Below are 21,398 nucleotides of genomic sequence, written 5' to 3'. Positions count from 1 at the left end.
ACAAAAAGGAGGAAATGAACATGAGTAACATACAACAAATTGAACAAGAATTTCTAGAGCACGTTAAAAAAATGAGTGCTTATTCCGAAGCTATTGGTTTAATCCATTGGGACTTAAGAACAGGCGCACCGAAAAATGGTGTTGAGCAGCGTTCAGAAGTGCTAGGAATGCTTTCTTCCGAAGTGTTTGCATTATCAACATCTGAAAAAATGGAAGAGTACATAGAGGTACTATCAACTTCTGAAGCAGAAGCTGTTATTTCAGAAGTGACAAAGAAATCAGTTGCTGAATGTAAAAAGAATTTTGAGAAAAACAAGAAAATCCCTGCTGCAGAATATAAAGAATATGTCATTTTAAGTTCTAAAGCGGAGTCTGCATGGGAAACGGCGAAGCATAATTCTGATTTCTCATTGTTCCAACCATACTTAGAGAAACTGGTTGATTTTAATAAGAAATTCATTGGATACTGGGGATATGAAGGAAACAAATATAATACACTACTTAATGATTATGAGCCGGGTGTAACGGTTGAAGTGTTGGACAAAGTTTTTGGACAATTAAGAAACAGCATTGTCCCATTAGTTCAGGCTATATCGGAATCTACAAACAAGCCAGTAACTGATTTCTTATATCAACCTTTTCCAAAAGATAAGCAGCGTGACTTCAGCTTAGCGGTTCTTAAAGAATTGGGCTACGACTTTAATTCAGGTCGATTAGATGAAACGGTTCATCCTTTTGCTACAGGGTTAAATCCTGGTGACGTTCGTGTGACAACGAAGTATGATGAGGATGACTTTAGATCTGCTGTGTTCGGCACCATCCATGAATGTGGTCATGCTCTTTATGAACAAAATATCTCTAAAGAACTAATTGGTACCCCATTGTGTAGCGGAACTTCTATGGGAATTCATGAATCACAATCTTTATTCTACGAAAATTTTGTAGGTAGAAGTTTTCCTTTCTGGAAAAGAAATTATGATTTATTCAAGCAATATGCAGAAGGACAATTTAATGATGTGTCATTAGAAGAGTTCTATCTGGCAATCAATGAATCAAAGCCTTCATTAATCCGTATTGAGGCTGATGAATTAACGTATCCATTACATGTAATGGTTCGTTATGAAATCGAAAAAGGATTATTCAATGATGAAATAGAAGTAAAAGACCTTCCAGAGATTTGGAACACTAAAATGGAAGAATACCTAGGGGTAAGACCTGAAAATGATGCAGAAGGTGTCTTACAAGACGTGCATTGGTCCGGTGGGGCTTTTGGTTATTTCCCTTCTTATGCATTAGGTTATATGTATGCAGCACAAATCAAAGAAGCGATGCTGAAGGATCTACCAAACTTTGACCAACTCGTTGAAGAAGGCGATCTAATGGCAGTAAGAGAATGGTTAACTGAAAAAGTACATCGTCATGGACGTATGAAAAAACCATTGGAAATCTTAGAAGATGTTACAGGAGAAGGCTTAAATGCTGAATACTTAATTCAATATCTTCAGAAAAAATATAGTGCTATCTATAAATTATAGATCAGGATTATAAGCGAGGCCTATTCATTTTTTTGGATAGGCTTTTTTTATATGTACTTATTTTGGGGATTTTGATCATAAGTAGAAATCATCCCCTAAAACAGGCTCTTCCTACTGTAACTTTGATTGGCGTCCTCCCGTCATACTCTGTGAAACCAATCATACAACAGGGGGAAATAACAGATGAAAAGATTGATTGCTGCAATATCGCTTGGGTTATTAATTGCTCTAGGCTTTTCTGGCATGCAACTCGCAGATGCTGCTTCTAATGTAGTCATAAAAAAAGGGGACACACTCTACTCCATCGCAAAGAAACACCATATGACAGTTGAAGAACTAAAACTCGCGAACCATCTCAAGTCAAATACAATCAATACAGGTAAATCACTAAAAATAAAGGGTGAACATGAAGTAGTAATCAAGAAAGGAGATACACTCTACTCACTAGCAAAAAAGCATAAAACCACAGTCGCCAAGCTACAAGAACTAAATAAACTAACCACATCTACCATTTATGTAGGGCGAATCCTCAAAGTAAAGCCAGAACTAGTCATTGAAATCAAAAAAGGCGATACCCTGTATAGCTTAGCCAAGAAGCATAAAACCACAGTCGCTACCCTCAAAGAACTCAATAACCTTAAAACAAACACCATCTATATTGGTCAAAAGCTCATCATAAAAGAATAAACATAGAATGCTAGCTTATTAACCAAAAGCTTTAACACAGTAAAGGAGTGGGGGCCTGGCCCCCACTCCTTTACTGTGTTAAAGATTATGTAGTGATTGTTTGTCAGGTTACTTGGATTGGTTTAAGATAATATATATACATATGTTAGGAGGAAGTTCTATGTCAAAGAGACTTGAAGAAATCCTGGATTATAATAAGAAGTTTGTAATCAACAAAGAATATGAACCGTTTGTGACGACAAAGATTCCAAACAAGAAGATGGTTATTTTAACTTGTATGGACACGAGATTAACAGAGTTACTTCCAAAATCTATGAATATCGGAAATGGCGACGCTAAGATTGTAAAGAATGCGGGGGCTCTCGTGTCTCATCCGTTTGGAAGTATCATGAGAAGTATATTGGTGGCAGTGTATGGCTTACAGGCGGAAGAGGTGTTTGTCATTGGACACCGTGACTGTGGAATGACTGGAATGCATGCAGAGCCAATTATTGAAAAAGCACTTGAGGCGGGGGTATCTCAAGAGAAAATTGATACACTTAGACATTCAGGAATTGATATTGATCATTTCTTACAGGGCTTCGAGAGTGTAGAAGAAAGTGTAAAAGAATCTGTAAACACGATTAAACATCATCCTTTATTACCAGAATATGTAACAGTTCATGGTTTAGTCATTGATCCACATACAGGGGAATTAGAACTGATTGTGAACGGCAATCAATAAGCGGGGGGAAGCCGTATGTACTTACCATCATTTCAGCTTGAAGGAAAAGTAGCTATTGTAACAGGAGCAGGAAGAGGAATTGGTCGGGCAATTGCAATTGGACTCGCCCAAGCAGGTGCAGATGTTGCCATCCTGTCTAGAACAGAAGAGGATCTACAGGAAGTTGCTGGACAAATTCGTACATTAGGTAGACGTGCTCTAATTGTCAAAACAGACGTAGCTAACCGATCAGATGTTCAACAGGCTGTAGAAAAAGTATATGAAGAATTTTCTCAAATCGATATCTTAATTAACAATGCGGGAATGAATATCCGATCAAAAGCACTGGAAGTAACCGATGAAGAATGGCAAACCATCATGGACACGAATCTGAAGTCAGCCTTCATGTTCTCACAAGAAGTAGGTAAAGTGATGAAAGAAACTGCAACAAGAGGAAGAATAGTCAATATTGCCTCTGTTGCTGGGCATGTTGCATTACGTACAGGTGTTGTATATGCTGCATCTAAGGCTGCGATCATTCAAATGACAAAAGTATTGTCGTTAGAATGGGGACAATATGGAATAAACGTAAATTCAATCGGTCCGTGGTATTTCAGGACAACTCTAACGGAAAAACTTCTACAGGATGAAAGTTATGTAAACGAAATCCTTTCCGTTACTCCTTTAAAGCGTGTGGGAGAGCTTCCTGAGCTTGTTGGACCGGCTGTATTTCTTTGTTCAGAGGCCGCTTCCTATATAACGGGACAGACTTTATATGTTGATGGTGGAATGACCATTCAAGGATTCTAATTAGATAGTGTTTTCTCAACCTGTTCATTCGTGAACAGGTTCTTTTTTTGCTGGTTAATTATTTAACTTGACGCATTTACCTGTTTTCTTGCGCCTGGGTCCTTTTATTTGCGACTTCAACACTTTTACTTGCGACTATGTAATTTTTCTTGCCGCTTTGATCCGTTTTCTTGTAACACGTCCACTTATTTGCAACTTCAACACTTATTCTTGCGACTATGTAATTTTACTTGCAGCATGGACCTGTATTCTTGCGACTTTCTCTTTTATTTGCCATTTCAATACTATTTCTTGCAACTATCTAATTTTACTTGCCAATATGATCTGTTTTCTTGCGACTTGCTTTTTAATTTGCGACATCAACACTTTTACTTGCGACTATCTAAATTTACTTGCGACATGGACTTGTATTCTTGCGACTTTCTCTTTTATTTGCGACTTCAATACTATTTCTTGCAACTATCTAACTTTACTTGCCAATATGACCTGTTTTCTTGCGACTTGCTTTTTAATTTGCGACATCAACACTTTTACTTGCGACTTTCTCTTTTATTTGCAACTTCAACACTTTTTCTTGCAACTATCTAATTTAACTTGCCGCATGGACCTGTTTTCTTGCAACACGTCCTTTTATTTGCGCGACTATCTTATTTCAAAAAACCTATTCATTACTATCCATAAATTCAGTTAATCCTCACTGTCACACTTCTCGCCACCCTCCCATACTCTAACATTAGGCGTTCTTCTAGTATCTTGAAGGAGATGGTGTGAATGGCAATTAAGAATTTTTATGCAGGCTCTAATTCAAGCCAAGGATTTTATTCATTATACGACCAGGTTACAAATGACTTAGATCGACTGTATATACTTAAAGGGGGACCTGGTACCGGAAAGTCTACCTTTATGAGAAAAATAGGTTTAGTTCTAATGGATAAAGGACTAGATTTAGAGTATCTGCACTGTTCAAGTGATAATAAATCAATTGACGGCATTATTATCCCATCATTAAAGGTAGGAATTGTAGACGGAACAGCTCCTCATATCATTGAACCAAAGTATCCGGGGGTTGTTGAAAAAATGGTAGACTTAGGTACGTTTAGAAATGATGCTTATTTATCTAAGTATAAAAGCATAATTATTTCGCTAACGAATGATATTAGTACAAACTTTATGGCAGCCTATCAAACAATGAAAGAAGCCAAAGAAATTCATTTGAAAAAAGAAGAAATTTACGTGGCTTCTATGGATTTTGAAAAGGCGAATGCAATTACAGACGATTTATTAAGGTCTATCTTTTCAACGCCGTTTGAAAAGGATAAAAATCCAAAAGTCATAAAAAGATTCTTTGGTGCTGCAACACCAAATGGAGCGGTGAATTTTATTGATAATATCACGGAAGATCTGTCTAAACGCTATATTATTAAAGGCCGCCCAGGTAGCGGAAAGTCCACATTAATGAAAAAAATAGGTAAGCGGGCAGAAGCAGAAGGGCTGTCTGTAGAATATTACCCTTGTGCGTTTGATCCAAACAGTATTGATATGGTCATTATTCCTACATTAAGTGTTGCCGTAGTAGATGGTACTGCTCCCCACGTAGTAGATCCATTCCGCTTAGATGATATTGTGGTGGATATGTTCCGCCTTTGTATGGATACGAGTGTAGAAGAAACGCATAAAAAAGAGATTGGCGAATTGAACATGGCCTATCAGAATAAAATGACGCTAGCTACTAATTTTTTAAGTGAAGCTAAGCGTTTACACGATCGACTAGAAGAGTATTATAAGCAATCAATGGATTTTGAAAAAGTAAATAAGAAAAGAGAAGAAATATTAGAAGAAATTCTGTATCTACAAGCGGTTATGGAGACTTCCTTGTAAAATAGTTTTATTCTTTCCAAATTTTTCGAGTGTAACGAAGCGAGGAATACGTTATAATAAACATGCACAACAACAAGTAATAAAATTTCTCCAAAACGTTAGCTTCCCTGTTCCGGGAAGCTTTTTTTTTCTCAAAAAAATCACCCGGTCTTGACTGCTTCTTTACAGATGCTAAAAAGGGCTTACGAATACATACACTTCACGAATAGTTTAGCAATTTCTGATAAAACTAATAAAAATTAGAAATAGAGGGAGGTATTTTATGCCGAAAATCACCTCCGTTGGTGTTTGTGTGCCACCACACGCCTTAACACAAACAACAACTGTGGAGTTTGCCCGCGAGATGTTTGAAGATTCATTTAAGGACATCTCGAGACTATTAACGGTGTTTGAAAATGGTCAAATAAAGAAGAGAAACTTTGCCAAGAATCTAGAGTGGTTTAAAGAAGATCACACATTTGAAGATCGAAATAATGCCTATATCGAGCATGCAGTGGAGTATAGTCTGGAAGCAATCAAAAATTGCCTATCTAATGATGAATACTTAAGCGAGTCTGTTCCATATGAAGAAATTGAGGCTATATTTTTTATTTCTACCACAGGAATATCCACACCGAGTATTGATGCAAAAATTATGAATCATTTACCTTTTTCACCTCATACAAAACGTATACCAATCTGGGGATTAGGGTGTGCAGGTGGAGCAGCAGGACTATCTAGGGCCTATGACTATTGCCTTGCTTATCCCAACGCAAAAGTGTTAGTCGTATCAGTAGAATTATGTGGTCTAACCTTTCAAAAAAATGACCGATCGAAGAGTAACTTGATTGGTACTTCCCTGTTTGCAGATGGGGTAGCAGCTGTACTGGTTGCAGGAAACGAGGTAAAAGGCTTAAACAACACTTCAATTCCATTCATCCAAGCGACGCAATCCACGTTAATGCCAGACTCAGAAGATGTAATGGGATGGGATATAAAAAATGAGGGACTATACGTTATCTTCTCAAAGGATATTCCAAACATCATAACGGAATGGCTGAAACCAAATGTTGAAAAATTCCTTCATGAAAATGGATTGGAACTCTCTGATATTAAACATTTCATTGCTCATCCTGGAGGTAAGAAAGTCATACAAGCTTATGAAGATTCGCTTGGGTTTACTCAGCATCATACGAAACATTCACAAACAATCCTTCAGGAGTACGGAAATATGTCATCAGCAACTGTTTATTATGTATTAAATGAATTCATGAAAGAAGATATTCCGGATGGTGAATATGGAATAATAGCTGCACTTGGACCAGGCTTTAGTTCCGAGTTATTACTCGTAAAGTGGGGGATATAAGTTGATTTTTTTCTTTACCTTTTTTGCTTTCATCGTGTTACAAAGACTGTCCGAGCTAACCATTGCGAAAAGAAATGAAAAATGGATGAAGTCAAATGGCGCCATTGAAGTAGGTCAGGACCACTACCCCCTAATGGTTCTTTTACACAGCTCTTTCTTTATTGCCGTACTACTTGAAGTAGTATTCCTACAAACGGAATTGTCTCCCATATGGCCAGCACTCGTTACCGTATTTGCCTTGACGCAGCTCTTGAGAATATGGTCACTTGCGACCCTTGGTCGTTATTGGAATACTAAGATTATCGTGATGCCTAACGCGAAGATCGTGAAAAATGGACCTTATAAATTTCTAAGACACCCAAATTATGTCATTGTCGTAGTTGAAATCCTACTCATTCCGATCTTATTTCAGGCATATTGGACAGCTGTTATCTTTTCTTTACTTAACCTATGGATGTTATCGGTGCGTATCCCATTAGAAGAGAAAGCATTACTTTCTCAAACAGATTATGAAGAAAAATTTCAAAAAATATCACGGTTTTCACCAATCCGCTTAAAATAATAGTAGAAAAATTTAAAGGCTAGAGATGTTTCTAGCCTTTTCATGTGTTTTATTATAGGAAAATATGTTTACTTGCAGTAAAATGAATAATCATATATGTTTTTCGGTACACAAAAAGGGGATTGAAAACCATGAGTCAAAAGCTAGAATCAGCTCCAATATTAACAGAAGAAGATTTACTTACGAACCTAACTGGGCTTTTTTTAGAGATGGAAAAATCAGGGAATACAGAGCTCTCAAAAAAAATGAAACAGTTAGTAAAAAAAGCATCAGAAAATGAGTATAGTATTGGTTTCTGTGGACATTTTTCTGCAGGGAAATCGAGTATGATTAATGAAATAGTTGGACATGAAGTGGTACCTGCAAGTCCTATTCCAACAAGTGCGAATCTGGTGAAAATTCGTTCTGGTGAAGAAGTGGCAAGAGTGTATCTGTTTACTGGTGAGGTCGTAGAATTTCCTGCACCTTATGATATAGACGAAATTAAACAATTTTGTATGGATGGTGAGGCTGTCGAGTGGGTGGAGATTGGGACTAATTCTTCCTTTATTCCTAGTGAAGTAACGGTTCTTGATACACCTGGTATTGATTCTGTAGATGATGCTCATCGTATATCAACAGAGTCAGCCTTACATTTAGCCGATCTTGTTTTTTACATGATGGACTATAATCATGTTCAATCAGAAGTAAGTTTTCATTTTACGAAAAAGCTTCAAGAAATGAACAAACCACTCTACTTAATTATTAATCAAGTCGATAAGCATCAGGAGTCAGAGCTATCCTTTAATGATTTTCAGGCAGGTGTCTTGCAGGCGTTCCATGACTGGGGGGTGTACCCGGATGGGATTTTTTATACGAGCTTACGAGATAAAGAGCTTCCTATCAACCAGTTATCAGAAGTAAAGCAATTACTATCAGATGTTTGGGCAACAAAGGATCAGTCCTTTATGAAAGGTATTGCAGACTCAGCTAAAAATTTAATCTTGGATCACGTGGAATGGCTTGAAGAACGTGGTAACGATGAGGCGTTAAAATGGGAGGAAAAGCTTTCAGGTTTAAGTAGTGCAGAGAGACAAGACCTTTCCAAGAAAATGAGCGGAATTGAACAAGAAATACAAGGCCTTGTTACATCAGTGGATGAAGCGAAGCATGAGTTCCAAAAAGATTTAACGAAATTGCTAGATAATGCTTATATTATGCCATTTCAAACACGTGAGTTGGCAACGCAATTTCTAGAAAGTGAACAGCCCGAATTCAAGGTAGGATTAATCTTCTCCAAGCAGAAAACGGAGAAGGAAAGAGATGATCGACTACAGGCATTCTACAAGGATTTAATGGAAAAGGTTTCAGCACAAATAGACTGGCATGTAAAAGATCTGTTAACTAAGTTCTGCAAAAAGAGAGGGCTTCATGAGAGCCTATTAAACGACGTTTATCAATTAAATGTGTCCATCCAACCAACAGACCTTCGCAACTTGGTTAAACGTGGAGCAAAAGTAACGGGGGATGCAATTCTAAACTTCACGAATGATGTAGGTTCTGAGTGTAAGCGTAAATACCGATTAGAAGCAACTCAAATTTTGGAGAAATGGCTGAAAGAGTTATCCCTACAAAACAACGAACAAATGAATGAACTACAAAATGAGTTAACAAAATACGGTGAGTATAAAGAAGCGATTAACAAATTACAGAAGAGAACAAATGAATTAAACACTGTTCGCCAATTGCTTATGACTATTCTTGAAAATGGTCCAGAGACAAATATAACTGAAGAAAAGCAGCGATTACTACAGTCACTACAATATAAAAAAGGAACGGTCGAAGAATTAAAGAAGATAGTGGCAAAAGTAGAGGCTGGACAGTCAAATGAAATGATGTCAAGAGACACAGATGAGGTTAAACATGAGCTAAATGCGCCTCAAATGGTGGATAAAATTAATGCTGTCACAGAGTCAGTTCAGCAAATTAAAGGGTTACAAACAGTCGTTCAGCAATTAAAGGAGAAAGCAAACAGGTTATCCAATCAATCGTTTTCGGTTGCCTTATTTGGTGCATTTAGTGCCGGGAAATCTTCATTTGCAAACGCGTTAATGGGTACGAAACTATTACCTGTTTCACCCAACCCAACTACAGCTACGATCAATAAGATTAAGCCTGTAACAGAAGAATTTCCACATGGTACTGTTCGTGTCCAACTTAAGAGTATAAAGCAATTGGAAACAGACTTAGCTTTTTCACTGAAATTTTTCCACCATTCTTTTACTAATTTGTCTGAGGCAATTGAACAGATACCATCAGTCTTAAAGATAAAAGATATTGACCCAAGGCAAAAACCTCATTATAGCTTTTTACAAGCAGTATTAAAAGGCTATCAGCATATGAATGATGACTTTGGGAAACTAAAATTTGTGGATCTAGAAGAGTTTAAAGAGTATGTGGCAAATGAAGAAAAATCATGCTTTGTAGAATGGATAGAGGTCTACTATGATTGTGAACTGACTAATCAAGGAATTACGTTAGTGGATACTCCGGGAGCCGATTCCATCAATGCGAGACATACAGGAGTTGCATTTGAGTATATAAAGAACGCTGATGCGATTTTGTTTGTTACGTATTATAACCACGCATTCTCTAAAGCAGACCGGGAATTCCTTATTCAGCTGGGACGCGTAAAAGATGCATTTGAGCTTGATAAAATGTTCTTCATGATTAATGCAGCAGATCTAGCATCATCTTTAGAGGAACTTGAGGTTGTTAAAAACTATGTAGGAACGCAGTTATTATCTTATGGAATTAGGAATCCAAGACTTTTTCCTGTCTCAAGTTTACTAGCGCTTAAAGAAAAGGAAGGCCAGTCGATACAAGAGCTTACGATGATGAATGATTCTGGAATTGGTTACTTTGAGAATGAGTTTTCACATTTTATTCAGCACGAGCTAACTGAGTTAACCATTTCTTCCGCTCAACTAGATCTTAAGCGGGTCCATCAGGTTGTTAAAGAATATATTGAAATGGCTTCTATTGGTAACGATGAAAAAGAAGCAAGAATGAATCGACTCCAGGAACAGCAAACACAAATTTTAACGCAATTAAAGCAGGCTGAGGTAGATTCTGCTAAGAAGGCTATTGAGATGGAGTTGAAGGAATTACTATATTATGTAAAGCAAAGAGTATTCCTTCGTTTTACAGACATCTTTAATGAATCGTTTCACCCGTCAGTCCTTTCAGATGATCACAAAAACATTAAGTTGGCATTAGAAGGGTGTCTTGATGAGTTATTGGAATTCATCGGCTTTGATTTATTACAAGAGCTTAGAGCAACGAGTGTTCGTGTAGAAGGATTCTTGAAAAATCAATTACAATTTATTCATCAAAAAGCTAATCAAAAGATAAGCCACATCCACAATGGATTAGAGCTAACTTTTATTACACCTGATAAAGTTGAAGTTCCAGTCTTAACATCTGTGGTTGAAACCTTTGATCGTCGTCAATTGTCAAAACCACTTGCTTCTTTCAAAAATGCAAAAGCCTTTTTCGAAAAGAATGGGAAGAAAAATTTGAGAGATGAGCTAGAGACTTTACTACAAGATCCTGTTAGTCACTATCTAAACTCTATGCAAAGTGAGTTAACAACTTATTATCTAGAAATCTTCATGAACCAAACATTAAAGTGGGAGCAACACTCAGCTCAAGAAGTGAATCACTATTTTGAAGGTCTGTATGATGTAATGTCAGATAAGATGGATATAGATAAACTTAAAAGCATTGAGTCACAAGTATCACACATGATATAGGTTGATCGGGGGAGAGTATCATTAAACAACAATCCTTTCATGCCTGTGCGACCTGTATTCACTATCGTTCTGAAAAAATAAATGGTAAAATGACCTATCAATGCTCACGATTAGGTTTTGAAACGAAACCGAATTATCAATTCAATTGTTGGTCTCCAAAAGAGCAGGTAAGGAAGCTAATGGAGAAAAGAAGGAAAGCCGAGAAAGGGGAAAAAGAATGAGTGTTCATCATGCTATAACAAAGCATTCAACAAAGCAACATGAAATATTAAGAACGTTTTTACAGCTAGATCAGCTTCGTGAAATGTATATTGAAGAGGCAGTATCTTTATGTAAAAAAGGAGTTAGCTTTTCAACAGACCCAATAAATAAAGTAACAACAGATATCAACAATCTTGCCAAGCAAGGAGTAGTGCCTCAACGTAAGCTTGTAACGGTCGAAATGGTACAGGAATATGTATCCAGACAGGAGACAAATTAATGTCCTACTTAAAATCAATAGAGTGGGTGGCAAGTCATTACCAGGATGACTTAGTTAGAGTCATTGACTGCCGGTTTTTATTGAATAATCCAAATGCGGGTCAAGAGGCTTATACTGAATCGCATATTCCGAATGCCGCCTATCTACATCTAGAAGCAGATCTGTCAGGACCAGTAAAGGAACATGGCGGTCGACATCCTTTGCCTAACCTTCAAGAATTGTCGGAGAGGCTTTCTTCTCTTGGAATTGACCAAAACGTAACTATTGTTACGTATGATGACCAAAATGGGGCAATGGCTTCTAGATGTTGGTGGTTACTAAAATATTTAGGCCACGAAAACGTATTTGTAATGGATGGTTCTTTTCAAACCTGGCAACAGAGAGATCTCCCTGTTTCAAGCGAAATACCTCAGTTTCAATCTAGAGTGTTTAAACCAGTTATTCAACAACACTTATTAGCAGAGTTTAAGGACGTTAAAGCTAGTCTTGACTCAACAGAAATTACCCTCTTAGATTCAAGGGAAGCTCCACGTTTTAGAGGAGAAGTTGAGCCTATTGATAAGATTGCAGGCCATATTCCAGGTGCGGTTAACTATTTCTGGTTAGAAAACATTGCCTCAGATGGAACGTGGAAGAAAGCTGAAGAGCATAAGGAAAGATTCCAACATATCTCAAAAGAAAGATCTGTCATTGTTTATTGTGGGTCAGGGGTAACAGCGTGTCCGAACGTATTGGCTCTTCATGAGGCAGGATTTCAGGATGTAAAGCTTTACCTAGGTAGCTGGAGTGACTGGATTTCGTACGAAGATTCTCCGGTAGAAAAAAATAAGTAAAAAAGAGAGAGTAAATCCAATTTAAATGGAATTACTCTCTCTTTTATGTTCCACTTGTGTAAAAAAATAACTTCCTATCTTCCTGATAATTTAAGCAGCAACCTGAGATACTAGAAGAGTATTATCTATCAAGGAGATGATTTTATGGGAAGAACAAAGAATGCCAACGCTAATGCACAGCGTAACGATAATGTGAAAAAAGGTAATAGTCCTGAATTTGCCTCTTATGCAGAGGTAGAAGCAGCAAAAGCTAATTCCAAGAAAAAATAAATGTTTGAAGCTCCTACAGTGTACGAAATTACGGCATGGGTGGGAGATACTGATTAGAAATGGATTGGTCCTATCTATAGGAGATAGGACCTTTATTTCTAAGAAAAAAATTCAGAATAATAAATTATCTCCTAATTCTGGAAGTTATCTGCTAAAATTAAACTAGCTTACTTGAAGGAGATTAATTTATGTCTGGATATACGATTACAAAGAAAAAACGATTTGATCTTTCTAGTTTTTTAATCATGACGTCTATCATTTTAGTTCTTTCTTGTTTAATTGTTCCCTTTGTTGCCATCTATACATATCAAGATATTTTTATTAATAATGTACCGGCATGGTTTTTTACAACTCCTAAATATAACTATTTCATTTTTGCTGGTGCTCTAACTTGGTTTTCAATTCTTATCATTCTTTTCGTTATTTATCGCAATCATGTGATGATGTCAGACAAGAAACTTAGAATTCTTCCGTTTCTTTTATTAGCGATACCAGGATGTATTGTCATAGTTTTATCTCTTAACAATTACTTTTATTTAAATGATGAGGGCATCCATACAAGAAGTATGGCTGATTTTAGCGTGAAAACATATAAGTGGGAAGACGTAACTGAAGCAAAGCAACTTCAAATCATTCGAGATGGAGTCATGTTTGAAGGGGATATGGTCTTCACATTTAAAGACGGAGAAAGCTTTAATCTTCCTGTAACAAAAGAGGTACAGCTGAATAAACGAAGAATTTATACAGCACTCAGGGAATTTAACATAGAAGTTCAACGAATTCAACCAGGACAATAATGACATAGATATAGAGAAACGCGTATGATTTTTCGTACGCGTTTTTTTGCCAATTTATACGGCTTTAACTAATGGAGAGGCTTGTATGATATAATTGTTTGGTATGATTATTTCTTGTGAGGTGACAACTATAATATGAACGAAACGAATAGAACCATATTACTTGTAGACGGAATGGCATTGTTATTTAGGGCATTCTACGCAACAGCAGTTAGTAATTATTTTATGATAAATAGTAAAGGTATACCGACAAATGGGATTCACGGATTTGTTAAACATTTGTTTACTTCCATTGACCATTTTAATCCGAGTCATGTCGTTTGTTGTTGGGATATGGGTAGTAAGACATTTAGAACGGAAGAGTTTAAAGATTATAAAGCTAATCGTGCAGAAGCACCTGTTGAGTTAATCCCTCAATTCGATTTAGTAAAAGAAGTAGTAGAATCTTTGGATGTACCTAACATCGGGCTTGTAGGTTATGAAGCGGATGATTGTATTGGAACACTTGCAAAGAAATATAGTAGAGATGGGAATAAAGTGATCATCTTAACAGGTGACCAAGATATTTTCCAATTACTTGATGATCATATTTCAGTAGCCATTTTACGAAAAGGGTTTGGAAACTATGATGTGTATAACCCTGAACGACTATTGGAGGAAAAAGGGATTACTCCAGAACAAATGATTGACTTAAAAGCATTAATGGGTGATCCAAGTGATAATTATCCTGGTGTAAAAGGGATCGGAGAAAAGACAGCCATTAAATTATTGTTGGAGTTCAAATCTGTTGAAGGCATATTAGAGAACTTATCAAAGCTAACGAAGTCTCAACAGAAAAAGATTGAGGACAGTTTGGACATGCTTCATTTATCCCATAAACTCGCTCGCATTCATTGTGAGGTGCCAGTAGACTGTAGTCTTGAAGAGGCTATGTTTAACGTTAATAAAGAGCGTGCCCTTTCAACTTTTAGGGAATTAGAATTTAAAGGTCTTGATCGTTTATTAGGATAGGAATGGGGTAACCCATTCCCACCAATCTTAAATTTTTGTATTATCCTTTTTTGCTTTATCTTCAAGTGCTGATTTAGGATCAGGAGTACGTATATCAGATCCAAAACCTTGTGGATTTACTCCTGAAAATGCTTCAGTACCTCTTTTAGCATTTTTACGTGACATGAATCATTCACCTCCAAGTTTATTGTTTGAAATCCTTGCCACGATTATACTCAACAAGGTTGTTTTCAACTAGGCTTGTGTTTTATAAACATAAATATAAACATGACAAGACCTGGTACGAATAGATTACCTCTTCACCTTAGAAACTAAGTAAGAGGTGATAGTATGAATAAGGGTATGATTACAGCAGTTACGACGATTGGGCTTGCCCAGTTTATTAAAATTCCTATAAAGAAAATTAAGACAGGAAAATGGGACTGGGGAACCTTTGTTGAAACAGGAGGTATGCCTAGTTCTCACTCTGCGGGTGTAACCTCATTGGCAACATTTATTGCTTTAAAAAGAGGTGTTCCAACCATAGATTTCGCACTTGCCTCGGTGTTTGGTTTAATTGTCATGTATGATGCTCAAGGAATTAGACGGCAAACTGGTGAATTAACGATAGCTGTGAATGAAATGGAAGAAAAAATTGAACGATTAAGAGGTGATAAAGATCACCACTTTCATGATAAAAAAGAGAGAAGACTAAAAGAGATGCTAGGACATCAACCAGAAGAAGTTCTTGGTGGAGCTTTATTTGGAATCCTAACAGGTGCAATTGGACATTTATTAACAAAGAAAAAATAATAAGCTTTACCTGAGCAAGACAAGTAAGGATGGGGAACGAGTGGCTAAGGTAGAAGAGTACTTACAATTTTTAAGAGGAAAAGGGTTTATCTTTAGAGAGGAAGAGCTAGGGTTTATTTCATTTGGTCAATTATACTCAGGGACAAATGATGCTCAAGTGATTGCTGCAATTGAGATTACACTAAAAGCCCAAAAACATTTTGACGGCAGTTACTTTGTCGCTTTATTAGAACATTTAAAGAGTGAAAACATAAGTAAGCGTAAAATTGCCTATCAATATGCAAAAGAAAAAGGAATTATTTAGATAAGCTATAGATCGAAAAAGAGAAGGACAGACCAAATTGTCTAGATTGGTCTGTCTTTATTATGTTTAAATACTATGTGAAAGAGGGTTTAACTTAAAGGTAGAGAATAAATAAAATAGTTCATTTCTAGAATGTGTATAAAAGTGGGGGGATACCATGTTTCCAAACATAGAAACAGAAAGATTACAGTTAAGGGAGATCAGATCTGATGATGCACAAGCTATTTTCGATTGTTTCTCTAATGAGCAAGTTACAAAATACTACGGTCAAGAAACATTAATACATAAAGAACAAGCAGAAGCATTTGTTGAATTCTTTTCAAAAAGTCTGAAAGAAAAAAGAGGTATACGCTGGGGAATTGAAAGAAAAGGGACGAAAGGTTTAATCGGCACGGTTGGTTTTAATGCATGGTCACCTAAGCATAAAAGAGCAGAAATTGGATACGAAATTCATCCTAACTACTGGAGAAAAGGATATACGTTAGAGGCTGTACGAAAAATATTAAGTTATGGATTCCATGAAATGGGGCTTTCTCGAATCGGAGCTGTTGTCTTTTTAGAAAACGATGCATCTTCAAAGTTGCTAACAAAAGTTGGATTTGAAAAAGAAGGGATCTTAAAGGACTATATGTATCAGAATGGTAAAGCTCATGATGTATATCTCTACTCGCTACTTAGAAATAAGCATCATGTGAAATCAGAGGAAGTGGGGGAGTCATTATGAAGTTTATGACGCTCAAGTATAGAAAAACAATCATGTTTCTTATCATATTATTATTTTTAATAGCGGGACTTCTTGATCTTGCGTTTGAAGGGCTAGTTTATCAATTACTACCTACATCTATCCAATCATACGTAAATAGAATACTTTCATAAGGGTGTGACGGGTGGAAAATGAATTACATAGGGAGATTGTATGTGAATGGAAGTAAGATTAATAAAAGGAAACGAAATTGAGCTCGTATCACATTTTCTGGCTGAGTTAAATAATAAAGATGAATTTCACATTGGATATTGCGGAAAAGTTAGTGAAGAGATTGCCAACTCTATTTTATATGACTTAACAGATGTAGGTTTTAAGGAGAGCTTCGTCTGTGCGTTTGAAGGTAACCAACTAGTTGGGGTCCTAGGTTTTGATGCGGATCTCAATGACCAATGTGCGGAATTATGGGGACCGTTTGCTTTAGATAATGATGATAAAATCATTTGTCGGTTGTGGAATAGACTACTTGACATTATTCCATCGGAAGTACATTCAGTAAGTATGTTTCCAAATCGACACAATAGAAGAGTATTAAATTTTGCAAATGAAATTGGGTTTGCTGAACAAAGTAAACAAACAATTCTAGTGTTTAATCGAGAATCCATTCATGCATTGGTGGATATAAAAATAACAGAGTTATCCAAAGAACTTGAAGAACAAATGACAGAGCTGCACGATCTAACGTTTCCAAGTACGTATTTTAGTGGCAGAGAAATATTAAATCGTTTAAACGGAAATAGAAAAGTATTTATTCAAACGTCTAATCGTGAGTTAACAGGTTATATATATGTTGAAGCAGAACCGGAGTTTGGAGAGGCAAGCATTGAATTCTTTGCAGTAAATCCTTCCAAACAGGGTAAAGGTCTAGGTGTTCAATTATTAAGCGCTGCACTCAAATGGCTTTTTTCATTCCAAACCATTCACTCTATTTCACTATGTGTGAATTCTAGTAATGAAAAGGCTATCAACCTTTATAAGAAGGTAGGATTTATAACAGAGCATGAATTAGCATTTTTAACTAAGAACATTAGAAAAGTATAATCCCCAAACAACTCAATTTTATAACAGTTATATTTAAACTAAGAGTTGCTGTTAAAGGGTTTGTAAAAGTTACTCTTACACAAGGAGATATTACAATACATGACACTAGGCAAGATAATCTTATTGAATGGAGTCTCAAGTTCTGGGAAATCGACATTATCAAAAGCATTAGCAGAGAGGCTAAAGGATTATTTTCATTTTAGTATAGATGAGTTTGATTATGTCGTTGAAACAATGGAAGAGCGGGGAGTAGAGAAGGGGAGATTAATCCCAGTGCCAACAGAATATCTTTTTCATGACAACATACGAATCTTCTCTAATTACGGAGTCAACTTAATCGTTGATCAAATTTTTATAGACAAGGAAACAATGGAAGACTTTTTTAAGAAGTTACATGATTATCCTATTTTATTTATAGGTGTACATTGTTCAGTAGTAGAGCTAGAAAGGCGTGAGAAACAAAGGGGAGACAGACCAATCGGACAGGCAAAGAGCCAGTTGCAATTTTTCCATCAACATAATGAAGTCTATGATCTCCAAGTTAATACTGAAGTTGAACCAATAGAGGATTGTGTTAATAAGATTATTTCTTTATTGGAAGATCGTATATAGTGGTTAAATAGCTACTATTTTTACCATTACACTTCCATTATTGAAGGAGAGTACGTTTAGACACTTAATCGATGTTAGATTTATCTGCTTGTAGCTAGGATATACATAGACTTCATTTTAAAAGTGAAGTTCCAATATGAAGAACTTTATTTTCTTGTGGTTTAGGAAATTATAAACTGAATCACTTGTGGATAACTTTGACTTGTGAATTTCAATCTAGCTCCAGCACCCAGCCCCTCGAAAGAAAAAGAACAACACTTTTTCCTCGGTCAAATAACCCTTTGACAAATAAAAGGAAAACCCGCCTTTTCTTTGTCAAAGGAACATTTGCTATGCCTTAGGCTAACCGGGTGCTTGCGCTTTTTGTTCTTGTTTATAAGTGGATTAAGCCATATTTTGTGCCAATCCCATGAACTTGTTTTAGTGTATGAACAAGGCACTAATATTCCAGTAAAATGAATGAATGTTAGGTGTTAGAGGTACCCTAAAATAAATACTTTAGGGAGGACTGCATATGCCAGATAGAGCGCCTATTACATCTTCTGAATTAGGATCATTATGGCTTACATACCAAGAAAAAACCTTGATCTTGCGAATGTTAGAGTATTTTATAGAAAAAGCAGACGATGAAGAAGCTAAGGGAATTATGACCAACTTGTATCAGGAACTGGAAGGATACGTTTGTAAAATCATTGAAATCTATGAACAAGAAGGTGCAGTAATTCCAATCGGCTTTACGTCACAAGATGTTAATAAAGAGGTGCCTAAGCTTTATGATAATGGTTTTGATATTATGTTTGTTCGCTTATTAAAAGAAATAAGTATGGGTTTACATTCATTAAATCTAACCATGACATTTAGAGAAGATATTAATAAATTGTTTGAAGAATTAACGGCCCTTACTCAAAGATACTATAGAATATGTACACAGTATTTGCTTAAAAAGGGTTTGCTTGTTAGATCTCCTTATGTCTCTATGCCAAAATCAGTCGAATTTGCAAAAAATAAAAGCTATTTAGCTGGATTGGCCCTCAATCCATTCAGTGAAAAAAGAACATTAAATACTGTAGAAATTGCACATCTACATAAAGCAGTTGAGTCTAACCTTACAGGCACACAGATGATTTTAGGCTTTGGACAGTGTGCAAATGATGGTGAGGTGAAAAAGTTTTTTAATGAGGGTGCTGAACTCGCAAAAGGTATTATTAAAGAACTTAGTGAAGTAATGATTGAAATGAATTTGCCAATCCCTCAGACACCAGGTGGTAATGCAACGCGTTCTACAGTTGCCCCATTTTCTGATAAGTTGATGATGTATTGTACAAGTCTGTTTTGTAGTTTCTCTATGGGAAGCAATTCACTTGGAACAGCCTTTACTTTGCGAAATGATTTGTCTGCAAAAATGTCAATTTTTATGAAGGATATTTTTGAATATGCTCATAAGGCTGCAAAAATCATGATTAAGAATGACTGGATGGAAGAACCTCCTCAAATGGAGAATCGTAAAGAGAAGATAAAGGGATAGTTGAAAGTTTAACATAATCAAAATGGTTATGAATGGATCCAACTATTTAGTAAAGGTTCTTGGATCTAGAAGGATTCATACCTCTTTAATTGAATATTAACAAGTAGAACTCCCTCTCATCAAATGATAAAGAGATATACTAATTTCGAAAAGAAATAACTTACTCATTAGCTACTGGCTTTTTGGGGAAGTTATATGGTAGGGGGAAATGTGACAAAACCTTAGTTGAAAAGGAGAGAAATACATGGATTCAATATGGTTGGAGTATGCTTGGACACTGTTGGTTTTAATCGGACTAGAAGGATTATTATCAGCAGACAATGCCCTTGTACTGGCAGTTATTGCTAAGCATCTACCAGAAGAACAAAAGAAAAGAGCGATTAATTATGGTATTCTTATGGCCTTTGCGTTCCGATTCATTGCACTTTTTGCTATTTCTTTTATAGCCAATGTGTGGCAGATTCAAGCAATAGGAGCAGCCTATCTGCTTTATCTAGGATTAAAGCATGTCATACAAGCAAGGTTTGGGAAAAAGAATGAGAACATTCATAAGGATGATGAAAAAGAAGCAGCTGGTAAGGGGTTCTGGCCTACAGTAGGAAAGATTGCCTTAGCAGACCTCGCATTTGCTATTGATTCCATATTAGCAGCTGTAGCTCTTGCGCTCGGACTCCCTGATTCTCCATTAAGAGATTTTGGTGGCATGGACGGAGGCCAATTTATTGTAGTTGTTCTCGGAGGAATTGCAGGACTTGTTCTAATTAAGTACGCAGCAACCTGGTTTGTACAACTTCTTGAAAAGCGTCCAGCATTAGAAACAACTGCTTACGCCATTGTTGCTTGGGTGGGTGTCAAACTAGCTGTTATTACCTTAGCTCATAAGGATATTGGGGTATTAGATTATCACTTTCCACATAGTACCGTATGGACACTGATCTTTTACGGAGTACTAGTCGCCATTGCTTTACTTGGTTGGTTTGCTCCTACTAAGAAAACAGTGCAGAACAGCAATGCTTAAAATAGCTATTATTAGAGCCTAAAGAAGCGATATTCCAAAACAGGAATATCGCTTCTTTATGTTGAAGCTATTTATAGGTCTATAAAATGGAAGGTAATAAGGAGGAACACACGATGAATTATGTGAAAGAATTAAGAAAACTTGTGGGGCATAGACCTTTGATTTTGCCGGGATCCGTAGTACTAATTATGAATAACGAGAATCAGCTTTTATTACAGCATCGAACTGATGGTAGTTGGGGGTTACCCGGTGGAATTATGGAATTAGGAGAAAGTCTTGAAGAAACAGCTAGAAGAGAAGTAAAAGAAGAAACGGGGCTGGATATAGGAGAACTCGAGTTATTGGGTATCTTCTCGGGTCAAGATTATTACTTAAAAGTAGCAAATGGAGATGAACTCTATTCTGTTACGGCTGTTTATGTAACAAATGAAGTAAAGGGGGCTATAAATATTGATTTTCAGGAGTCTATAGATATTAAGTATTTTAACCTTCATGAATTACCTGATGGTTTAACACAAGGTTATCGGAATTATATCGAACCGTATTTAACAAAAATAAAAACCAAACAAACAAGAATATATTAAACATATATATTCTTGTTTGTTTTCTGGCTTTATTCCTAGACTCTTTCCGTATA

At 36.3% G+C, this 21,398-nt stretch carries 23 protein-coding genes; 22 read left to right on the top strand and 1 reads right to left on the bottom strand.

The genetic code is table 11. The features are described from left to right. Positions 1-20: 20 nt before the first annotated feature. From LT143_RS07900 to LT143_RS07840, 13 genes are all read left to right on the top strand, one after another. Positions 21-1,535 carry a carboxypeptidase M32 gene (locus tag LT143_RS07900; RefSeq protein WP_246942029.1) on the top strand — a complete coding sequence of 505 codons (1,515 nt, stop codon included), beginning with the start codon at positions 21-23 and terminating at the stop codon, positions 1,533-1,535. A 183-nt stretch (positions 1,536-1,718) separates the two neighbouring features. After that, positions 1,719-2,222 carry a LysM peptidoglycan-binding domain-containing protein gene (locus LT143_RS07895; protein WP_246942027.1) on the top strand — a complete coding sequence of 168 codons (504 nt, stop codon included), beginning with the start codon at positions 1,719-1,721 and terminating at the stop codon, positions 2,220-2,222. Between the two features lie 160 nt (positions 2,223-2,382). Next, entirely contained in the window at positions 2,383-2,946 is a 564-nt protein-coding gene (locus LT143_RS07890; protein WP_246942025.1) for a beta-class carbonic anhydrase, read from the top strand. 15 nt (positions 2,947-2,961) lie between these two features. Continuing rightward, positions 2,962-3,735: an SDR family NAD(P)-dependent oxidoreductase gene (locus tag LT143_RS07885; protein ID WP_246942023.1), complete on the top strand. Its 774-nt coding sequence runs from the start codon at positions 2,962-2,964 to the stop codon at positions 3,733-3,735. A 771-nt stretch (positions 3,736-4,506) separates the two neighbouring features. After that, positions 4,507-5,613 carry a PRK06851 family protein gene (locus LT143_RS07880; RefSeq protein ID WP_246942021.1) on the top strand — a complete coding sequence of 369 codons (1,107 nt, stop codon included), beginning with the start codon at positions 4,507-4,509 and terminating at the stop codon, positions 5,611-5,613. Positions 5,614-5,875: 262 nt separating this feature from the next. Next, positions 5,876-6,958 (top strand): type III polyketide synthase, encoded by a 1,083-nt coding sequence (locus LT143_RS07875; RefSeq protein WP_246942019.1) that lies wholly within the window; start codon positions 5,876-5,878, stop codon positions 6,956-6,958. A 4-nt stretch (positions 6,959-6,962) separates the two neighbouring features. Next, on the top strand, positions 6,963-7,520 hold the full coding sequence (locus LT143_RS07870) for an isoprenylcysteine carboxyl methyltransferase family protein (protein WP_246942481.1): 558 nt from the start codon (positions 6,963-6,965) through the stop codon (positions 7,518-7,520). A 131-nt stretch (positions 7,521-7,651) separates the two neighbouring features. After that, complete coding sequence (locus tag LT143_RS07865) at positions 7,652-11,314, top strand: dynamin family protein (RefSeq protein WP_246942017.1); 3,663 nt, start codon at positions 7,652-7,654, stop codon at positions 11,312-11,314. 217 nt (positions 11,315-11,531) lie between these two features. After that, positions 11,532-11,795 (top strand): YpbS family protein, encoded by a 264-nt coding sequence (locus tag LT143_RS07855; protein ID WP_246942015.1) that lies wholly within the window; start codon positions 11,532-11,534, stop codon positions 11,793-11,795. After that, complete coding sequence (locus LT143_RS07850) at positions 11,795-12,628, top strand: sulfurtransferase (RefSeq protein WP_246942013.1); 834 nt, start codon at positions 11,795-11,797, stop codon at positions 12,626-12,628. Before LT143_RS07855 ends, LT143_RS07850 begins: the two co-directional genes overlap by 1 nt. A gap of 144 nt (positions 12,629-12,772) precedes the next feature. After that, on the top strand, positions 12,773-12,898 hold the full coding sequence (locus tag LT143_RS20395; RefSeq protein ID WP_272495727.1) for a hypothetical protein: 126 nt from the start codon (positions 12,773-12,775) through the stop codon (positions 12,896-12,898). A 188-nt stretch (positions 12,899-13,086) separates the two neighbouring features. Further along, complete coding sequence (locus tag LT143_RS07845) at positions 13,087-13,695, top strand: hypothetical protein (RefSeq protein WP_246942011.1); 609 nt, start codon at positions 13,087-13,089, stop codon at positions 13,693-13,695. Positions 13,696-13,830: 135 nt separating this feature from the next. Then, positions 13,831-14,706, top strand: a complete 876-nt coding sequence (locus tag LT143_RS07840; protein ID WP_246942009.1) for a 5'-3' exonuclease — start codon at positions 13,831-13,833, stop codon at positions 14,704-14,706. 27 nt (positions 14,707-14,733) lie between these two features. Here LT143_RS07840 and sspL read toward each other — a convergent pair whose 3' ends face one another. Then, on the bottom strand, positions 14,734-14,871 hold the full coding sequence (sspL, locus tag LT143_RS07835) for a small, acid-soluble spore protein L (protein WP_246942006.1): 138 nt from the start codon (positions 14,869-14,871) through the stop codon (positions 14,734-14,736). Between the two features lie 165 nt (positions 14,872-15,036). Between sspL and LT143_RS07830 the strand changes: the two genes are divergently transcribed. From LT143_RS07830 to LT143_RS07790, 9 genes are all read left to right on the top strand, one after another. Continuing rightward, positions 15,037-15,498, top strand: a complete 462-nt coding sequence (locus LT143_RS07830) for a divergent PAP2 family protein (protein ID WP_246942003.1) — start codon at positions 15,037-15,039, stop codon at positions 15,496-15,498. Between the two features lie 40 nt (positions 15,499-15,538). After that, on the top strand, positions 15,539-15,802 hold the full coding sequence (locus tag LT143_RS07825) for a DUF6123 family protein (RefSeq protein ID WP_246942001.1): 264 nt from the start codon (positions 15,539-15,541) through the stop codon (positions 15,800-15,802). Between the two features lie 157 nt (positions 15,803-15,959). Beyond that, complete coding sequence (locus tag LT143_RS07820) at positions 15,960-16,526, top strand: GNAT family N-acetyltransferase (RefSeq protein WP_246941999.1); 567 nt, start codon at positions 15,960-15,962, stop codon at positions 16,524-16,526. Continuing rightward, positions 16,523-16,678, top strand: coding sequence for a hypothetical protein (locus LT143_RS07815; protein ID WP_246941997.1), 156 nt, complete (start codon positions 16,523-16,525; stop codon positions 16,676-16,678). The genes LT143_RS07820 and LT143_RS07815 overlap by 4 nt, the downstream gene beginning before the upstream one ends. A gap of 46 nt (positions 16,679-16,724) precedes the next feature. Next, entirely contained in the window at positions 16,725-17,606 is an 882-nt protein-coding gene (locus LT143_RS07810; protein WP_246941995.1) for a GNAT family N-acetyltransferase, read from the top strand. 99 nt (positions 17,607-17,705) lie between these two features. Beyond that, positions 17,706-18,218 (top strand): chloramphenicol phosphotransferase CPT family protein, encoded by a 513-nt coding sequence (locus LT143_RS07805; protein WP_246941993.1) that lies wholly within the window; start codon positions 17,706-17,708, stop codon positions 18,216-18,218. A gap of 514 nt (positions 18,219-18,732) precedes the next feature. Continuing rightward, positions 18,733-19,743, top strand: a complete 1,011-nt coding sequence (locus LT143_RS07800) for a DUF3231 family protein (protein WP_246941990.1) — start codon at positions 18,733-18,735, stop codon at positions 19,741-19,743. Positions 19,744-19,987: 244 nt separating this feature from the next. Then, the gene (locus LT143_RS07795; protein ID WP_246941988.1) at positions 19,988-20,761 is read left to right on the top strand and encodes a TerC family protein; all 774 of its coding nucleotides are present in this window, start codon (positions 19,988-19,990) and stop codon (positions 20,759-20,761) included. Positions 20,762-20,874: 113 nt separating this feature from the next. Beyond that, on the top strand, positions 20,875-21,345 hold the full coding sequence (locus LT143_RS07790) for an NUDIX hydrolase (protein WP_246941986.1): 471 nt from the start codon (positions 20,875-20,877) through the stop codon (positions 21,343-21,345). The last annotated feature ends 53 nt before the right edge of the window (positions 21,346-21,398 follow it).

Source organism: Bacillus pinisoli (assembly GCF_023036475.1).
GTDB lineage: Bacteria > Bacillota > Bacilli > Bacillales > SA4 > Bacillus_BS > Bacillus_BS pinisoli.
This window is presented reverse-complemented; position numbering and strand designations above follow the sequence as displayed.

Excerpts from the sequence above, each read along its gene's own strand:
- LT143_RS07830 (WP_246942003.1), top strand. The coding sequence starts at position 15,037 with ATGAATAAGGGTATGATTACAGCAGTTACGACGATTGGGCTTGCCCAG.
- LT143_RS07855 (WP_246942015.1), top strand. The coding sequence starts at position 11,532 with ATGAGTGTTCATCATGCTATAACAAAGCATTCAACAAAGCAACATGAA.
- LT143_RS07840 (WP_246942009.1), top strand. The coding sequence starts at position 13,831 with ATGAACGAAACGAATAGAACCATATTACTTGTAGACGGAATGGCATTG.
- LT143_RS07820 (WP_246941999.1), top strand. The coding sequence starts at position 15,960 with ATGTTTCCAAACATAGAAACAGAAAGATTACAGTTAAGGGAGATCAGA.
- LT143_RS07790 (WP_246941986.1), top strand. The coding sequence starts at position 20,875 with ATGAATTATGTGAAAGAATTAAGAAAACTTGTGGGGCATAGACCTTTG.
- LT143_RS07885 (WP_246942023.1), top strand. The coding sequence starts at position 2,962 with ATGTACTTACCATCATTTCAGCTTGAAGGAAAAGTAGCTATTGTAACA.
- LT143_RS07795 (WP_246941988.1), top strand. The coding sequence starts at position 19,988 with ATGGATTCAATATGGTTGGAGTATGCTTGGACACTGTTGGTTTTAATC.
- LT143_RS07850 (WP_246942013.1), top strand. The coding sequence starts at position 11,795 with ATGTCCTACTTAAAATCAATAGAGTGGGTGGCAAGTCATTACCAGGAT.
- LT143_RS07900 (WP_246942029.1), top strand. The coding sequence starts at position 21 with ATGAGTAACATACAACAAATTGAACAAGAATTTCTAGAGCACGTTAAA.
- LT143_RS07815 (WP_246941997.1), top strand. The coding sequence starts at position 16,523 with ATGAAGTTTATGACGCTCAAGTATAGAAAAACAATCATGTTTCTTATC.
- LT143_RS07805 (WP_246941993.1), top strand. The coding sequence starts at position 17,706 with ATGACACTAGGCAAGATAATCTTATTGAATGGAGTCTCAAGTTCTGGG.
- sspL (WP_246942006.1), bottom strand. The coding sequence starts at position 14,871 with ATGTCACGTAAAAATGCTAAAAGAGGTACTGAAGCATTTTCAGGAGTA.
- LT143_RS07800 (WP_246941990.1), top strand. The coding sequence starts at position 18,733 with ATGCCAGATAGAGCGCCTATTACATCTTCTGAATTAGGATCATTATGG.
- LT143_RS07880 (WP_246942021.1), top strand. The coding sequence starts at position 4,507 with ATGGCAATTAAGAATTTTTATGCAGGCTCTAATTCAAGCCAAGGATTT.
- LT143_RS20395 (WP_272495727.1), top strand. The coding sequence starts at position 12,773 with ATGGGAAGAACAAAGAATGCCAACGCTAATGCACAGCGTAACGATAAT.
- LT143_RS07875 (WP_246942019.1), top strand. The coding sequence starts at position 5,876 with ATGCCGAAAATCACCTCCGTTGGTGTTTGTGTGCCACCACACGCCTTA.
- LT143_RS07845 (WP_246942011.1), top strand. The coding sequence starts at position 13,087 with ATGTCTGGATATACGATTACAAAGAAAAAACGATTTGATCTTTCTAGT.
- LT143_RS07810 (WP_246941995.1), top strand. The coding sequence starts at position 16,725 with ATGGAAGTAAGATTAATAAAAGGAAACGAAATTGAGCTCGTATCACAT.
- LT143_RS07895 (WP_246942027.1), top strand. The coding sequence starts at position 1,719 with ATGAAAAGATTGATTGCTGCAATATCGCTTGGGTTATTAATTGCTCTA.
- LT143_RS07890 (WP_246942025.1), top strand. The coding sequence starts at position 2,383 with ATGTCAAAGAGACTTGAAGAAATCCTGGATTATAATAAGAAGTTTGTA.
- LT143_RS07865 (WP_246942017.1), top strand. The coding sequence starts at position 7,652 with ATGAGTCAAAAGCTAGAATCAGCTCCAATATTAACAGAAGAAGATTTA.